The 207-nt window shown below is 58.0% G+C and carries 1 pseudogene; it reads right to left on the bottom strand.

Going from position 1 to position 207, the window contains the following annotated elements:
- A pseudogene (locus HMPREF3050_RS10110) lies at positions 1-207 on the bottom strand (RHS repeat protein); the annotation flags it as partial.

Here is a 207-nt window from a genome sequence, read left to right as displayed (position 1 = left end):
TGAGGGTGGCGATTTGCCGTTTCAGACGACCTAAAGGGTCAAGTTCGTAGCGGCTGGCGAGCTTACCCTGTGTGCGGTAGATTTCGCGGTGCAGCTGATCGCGTTCGATGTCGGTGATGACTTCGTCGTCGAGGCTGATTTGGTGCAGGTGACCGCTGCCGTAATACAGGTAATTGATCTGTCTGCCGTCGGGCAGGACGGTGGCGG

This window comes from Neisseria sp. HMSC065D04 (assembly GCF_001815675.1).
Taxonomy (GTDB): domain Bacteria; phylum Pseudomonadota; class Gammaproteobacteria; order Burkholderiales; family Neisseriaceae; genus Neisseria.
The sequence above is the reverse complement of the archived record's forward strand: the minus strand, read 5'-3'. Positions and strand labels throughout refer to the sequence as shown.